Source organism: Curtobacterium sp. B8, assembly GCF_000333315.1.
Taxonomy (GTDB): domain Bacteria; phylum Actinomycetota; class Actinomycetes; order Actinomycetales; family Microbacteriaceae; genus Curtobacterium; species Curtobacterium luteum.
The window spans coordinates 1-4,730 of record NZ_BACW01000663.1; the positions used below are offsets into that span (position 1 = coordinate 1).

Annotated in this window: 5 protein-coding genes; all 5 read left to right on the forward strand. The window is 71.3% G+C overall.

Annotated elements, in window-relative coordinates; genetic code table 11:
• Positions 1-973 (forward strand): class I tRNA ligase family protein (locus tag I59_RS17680; protein WP_022905007.1); only part of this gene is annotated, 973 nt, incomplete at its 5' end.
• Complete coding sequence (locus I59_RS17685; protein WP_022905008.1) at positions 970-1,902, forward strand: TatD family hydrolase; 933 nt, start codon at positions 970-972, stop codon at positions 1,900-1,902. The genes I59_RS17680 and I59_RS17685, both read left to right, overlap by 4 nt.
• A 2-nt stretch (positions 1,903-1,904) precedes the next feature.
• Positions 1,905-2,753, forward strand: coding sequence for a 16S rRNA (adenine(1518)-N(6)/adenine(1519)-N(6))-dimethyltransferase RsmA (rsmA, locus tag I59_RS17690; protein ID WP_022905009.1), 849 nt, complete (start codon positions 1,905-1,907; stop codon positions 2,751-2,753).
• A 201-nt stretch (positions 2,754-2,954) separates the two neighbouring features.
• Complete coding sequence (locus I59_RS17695; protein WP_148286306.1) at positions 2,955-3,404, forward strand: hypothetical protein; 450 nt, start codon at positions 2,955-2,957, stop codon at positions 3,402-3,404.
• A gap of 301 nt (positions 3,405-3,705) precedes the next feature.
• Positions 3,706-4,704, forward strand: coding sequence for a RimK family alpha-L-glutamate ligase (locus I59_RS17705; protein ID WP_022905012.1), 999 nt, complete (start codon positions 3,706-3,708; stop codon positions 4,702-4,704).
• Positions 4,705-4,730 lie beyond the last annotated feature (26 nt).

Consider the following 4,730-nt stretch of genomic DNA (forward strand, 5'->3'; position numbering starts at 1 on the left):
GTTCGTGAAGCAGGGGCTGCGCGACCTGTCGATCTCGCGGTCGAGCTTCGACTGGGGCATCCAGATCCCGTGGGACCACGACCACGTGCTCTACGTGTGGTTCGACGCGCTCCTGAACTACGTGACCGCACTCGGGTACGGGTCCGACGACGACGAAGCGTTCCAGCGCCTCTGGCCGAGCGTGCACATCGTCGGCAAGGACATCGCCCGGTTCCACGCGGTCATCTGGCCCGCCATGCTCATGGCCGCGGGCCTGCCGGTCCCGAAGCGCGTCTTCGGGCACGGCTGGCTGCTCGTCGGCGGCGAGAAGATGTCGAAGTCGAAGCTGACCGGCATCGCGCCGTCGGAGATCACCGACACGTTCGGGTCTGACGCCTTCCGGTACTACTTCCTCCGCGCGATCACGTTCGGCCAGGACGGCAACTTCAGCTGGGAAGACATCTCCGCGCGCTACCAGGCCGAGCTCGCCAACGGCTTCGGCAACCTGGCCTCGCGCATCGTCGCGATGATCGGACGCTACTTCGACGGCGTGGTGCCGGCAGCGGGGGCGCCGACCGACGCCGACGCCGCGATCGACGCGCTCGCGAAGTCCGTGACCGAGCGGGCCGATGCCGCCGTCGGCGACTTCGCGCCACACGACGCGATCGCCACCGTGTGGGAGCTCGTCGACGCCCTCAACGGGTACATCACCGAGCAGGAGCCGTGGGCGCTCGCGAAGGACGACGCGAAGCGCGAGCGCCTCGCGACCGTGCTCGTCACCGCGCTCCGTGGTCTCGGGACCGTCGCGGTCCTCGTGTCGCCGGTCATGCCGAAGGCCACGCAGAAGCTCTGGGCGTCGATCGGTGCAGGCGGGTCCATCGCCGAGCAGCGCATCGACCGAGCGTGGGAGTGGCAGGGCGCCGCGCAGGTCGTGCCGCTCGAGTCCGGGCTGTTCCCGCGCATCGAGCAGCAGCCGGAGCAGGGCGCAGCGTGACCGACGCCGCGCACGTCCGCTCCCGGGGCGAGGGCGGCGGGTCGGGTTCGTCGAAGCGCGACCTGACCTACCCGCCGCTGCCCCAGGCCCTCGTCGTCGGGGTGTACGACAACCACACCCACATGGAGATCGCCGACGGCATCGGCGACGGCGGCGACGGCCCGCTCGAGTACCGCGAGCACCTCGACCGCGCCTCGAGCGTCGGCGTCCGTGGCGTCGTGCAGGTCGGCACCGACCTCGCGACCTCGCAGTGGTCGGCGTCGATCGCGGCCCGTGAACCCCGGGTCCTGGCCGCCGTCGCGCTGCACCCGAACGAGGCCCCGGTGCTCGACGCCGCCGGCACCCTCGACGAGCACCTCGCCGGGATCGCCGAGCTCGCCGCGCTCCCGCGGGTCCGTGCGATCGGTGAGACCGGACTCGACTTCTTCCGGACCGGCGAGGACGGTCGTGCTGCCCAGGTCCGCTCGTTCGAGGAGCACATCCGCATCGCGAAGGAGCACGACCTCGCGCTGACGATCCACGACCGCGACGCGCACGACGCCGTGGTGGAGGTCCTCGAACGCGTCGGTGCTCCCGAGCGCACGGTGTTCCACTGCTTCTCCGGCGGACCGGACCTCGCGCGGCTCTGCGCCGAGCGCGGCTGGTACATGTCCTTCGCCGGCACGGTCACGTTCAAGAACGCACAGAACCTCCGCGATGCACTCGAGGTCGCGCCGCGCCACCTGATCATGGTCGAGACGGATGCTCCGTTCCTCACCCCGACGCCCTACCGCGGTCGTCCGAACGCCCCCTACCTCATCCCGCTCACGCTGCGTGCGATGGCGGAGACGCTCGGCACCGATGTCTCGATGCTTGCCGCCCAGATCGCGTCGAACACCGAGACGGTCTACGGCGCGTGGGACGCCGAGCCCGTCACGGTGGCGGAGTAGTCGTGGGTGCGTTGCTCGGGCCGGCGGAGATCCGCGACCTCGCCGCGAAGCTCGACGTCACCCCGACGAAGAAGCTCGGGCAGAACTTCGTGCACGACGCGAACACCGTCCGCCGCATCGTGGCCTCGGGTCGCGTCGACGCGGACTCCCGCGTGCTCGAGATCGGGCCCGGCCTCGGGTCCCTGACGCTCGGGCTGACCGAGACCGGCGCGTCGGTCACGGCGGTCGAGATCGACGGACGCCTGGCCGCGCAGCTGCCCGCGACCGTGGCCGCGATGCAGCCCGAGGCACGGTTGCGTGTCGTGCACCAGGACGCGCTGACCGTCGCCGCGTCCGACCTGCCGGAGGCACCGACGCACGTCGTGGCGAACCTCCCGTACAACGTCTCGGTGCCGGTGCTGCTGCACCTGTTGGCCACCTTCCCGTCCATCGAGCGGGCGCTCGTCATGGTGCAGGCCGAGGTCGGGTACCGGCTGGCCGCCGACCCGGGCAACAAGGTCTACGGAGCGCCGAGCGTCAAGGCCGCGTGGTACGGGTCATGGTCGATCGCCGGACAGGTGAGCCGCCAGGTGTTCTGGCCGGTGCCGAACGTCGACAGCGTGCTCGTCGGGTTCGACCGCGGCGAGCAGCCGGGTGACGAGGCCCTCCGGTCCCGCGTGTTCGTGCTCGTCGACGCGGCCTTCCAGCAGCGGCGGAAGATGCTGCGCCAGAGCCTCTCCGGTGTGCTCGGCGGCAGCGCCCGAGCGGCCGAGGTCCTCACCGCCGCGGGCATCGACCCGACGGCGCGTGGCGAGGTGATCGGGGTCGACGACTTCGTCCGGCTGGCGCGGACGGTGCTCGCGGCAGGCTGACCGTGGCCCACCGCACATATCAGATGTTCGGTGATCGATCCGCGAAGTCCGGAGTTCCTCCGAGACCAGCCGAGGAGGAACGATGCTCGAACCGAGCCCGCGCCACAGGCCGAGCGGGTCGCCGTGATCCGGGAACGCGTCCGGAAGTACGCCCCCGAAGAGGGATCCCTCGGACGCCCCGGGCGGCGCTACGCTCACCGGGTGCCGCAACGTCCCTCCAAGTTCGCTCGTGCGATCACCGCGTCGTTCGTGCTGGGCGGCGTCGTGGTCGCCGCGCTCGCGTTCATCGCGATCGTGCACGACCCGACGAGCGACGCCGCGTGGGTCGCGATCCCGCTCGGCGTCCTCCTCGTCGGCTGGGGCGTCACGTTCGCCCGGATGAGCGCTGACGACAGCCCCGACGACGAGGACGACGAGGACGACGAGGAAGCTCGCTCCGGCGGCCTCCTGGGCGCGCCCCTCGCCCGGTTGAGTTGGGCGATCGCGCTCCTCGCCGGGTACGTCGCCGCCCGTCTCATCGGCCGTCCGGTCGATTCGTCGCTCGTGGCCGTCGGGAGCGTCGTGGCCCTGTTGCTCGTGAACCGCGCGGTCGACCGCTGGGTGCGCCGACGGGAAGGACGCAACGGCGGAGCGGGACCCGCGACCGACTGAGCGTCAGGTCGCCGCGCGGGCTGTGCCGATCGCGTTCGCCCGACCGAAGTCGATCGGCACCAGGGATCCGCGCGGTGCCGTTTGATCTTGGTTGTGCGAACGCGAACGCGAACGCGAACGCGAACGCGAACGCGAGCACGGCGTGCGGCCACGCTCGCCGCCCGGGAGCGACGACGCGCAGGAGCTCGAGCTCCTCGGCGTCGTCGGCACGCAGCAGTTCGACGACGCGCAGGCCGGCGAACGAGGTAGCGCCGCGTCACACACCTGGCCGTCTGTCACACCTCGTGCCTAGGGTGGGCGCGTGAGCTCTCCGCGCGTGTACGTCATCCACGAGAACCCTGAGTGGTTCCCGCCGCTCGCCGCCGCCTTCGAGGCAGAGGGGGTCCCCGTCGAGGAGATCCTCCTCACCGACGGGCAGATCGACCTCTCCGCGGAACCGGAGCCGGGCGTCTACTGGAGCCGGATGTCCGCGTCGAGCCACACCCGCGGGCACGAGCACAGCAAGGAGTACACCCGTGCGCTCCTCGGCTGGCTCGAGCGCGCAGGCCGCACGGTCGTGAACGGCAGCCACGTGCTCGAGCTCGAGGTGTCCAAGGTGGCGCAGCACGGTCTGCTCCGCGACGCCGGGTTCGACGTGCCCCGCACGACGGCCGTCTTCGGCTCCGCGCAGCTCAAGGACGCCGCCCGCACCTTCACCGACGGCCAGGACGTGCCGTTCATCACGAAGCACAACCAGGGCGGCAAGGGCCTCGGCGTCCGGCGTTTCGACTCGCTCGCCGAGTTCGACGCGTACGTCGACAGCCCCGAGTTCGAGGCCCCGGTCGACGGCATCACGCTCCTGCAGGAGTACCTCACCGCGCGCGAGCCGTTCATCACCCGGATCGAGTTCGTCGGCGGTGAGTTCGTCTACGCCGTCCGCGTCGACACCAGCGCCGGCAGCTTCGAGCTCTGCCCGGCGGACGCGTGCGAGGTGCCCGCTCCGGGGTCACAGACCATCGCCGGCGCCGTCTGCGAGGTTCCGGGCTCCGACGCCCCGAGCGCGTTCAGCGTGCGCGAGGACGTCACCGCGGCGCACCCGCTCGTGCAGCAGCTCCGGGCGTTCCTCGCCGAGCAGCGCATCCCGATCGCCGGGGTCGAGTTCATGGAGACCACCGACGGTCGCCACGTCGTCTACGACATCAACACGAACACGAACTACAACCCGGCGGTCGAGGCGTCCGCGCCGGTCTCCGGTCCGCGCGCGATCGCGCGCTTCACCGGCGGCCTGCTGGCCGCGCAGTACCAGACCGCTGCGGTCTGAGGACCACACCACCCTCCGGCCTGGAG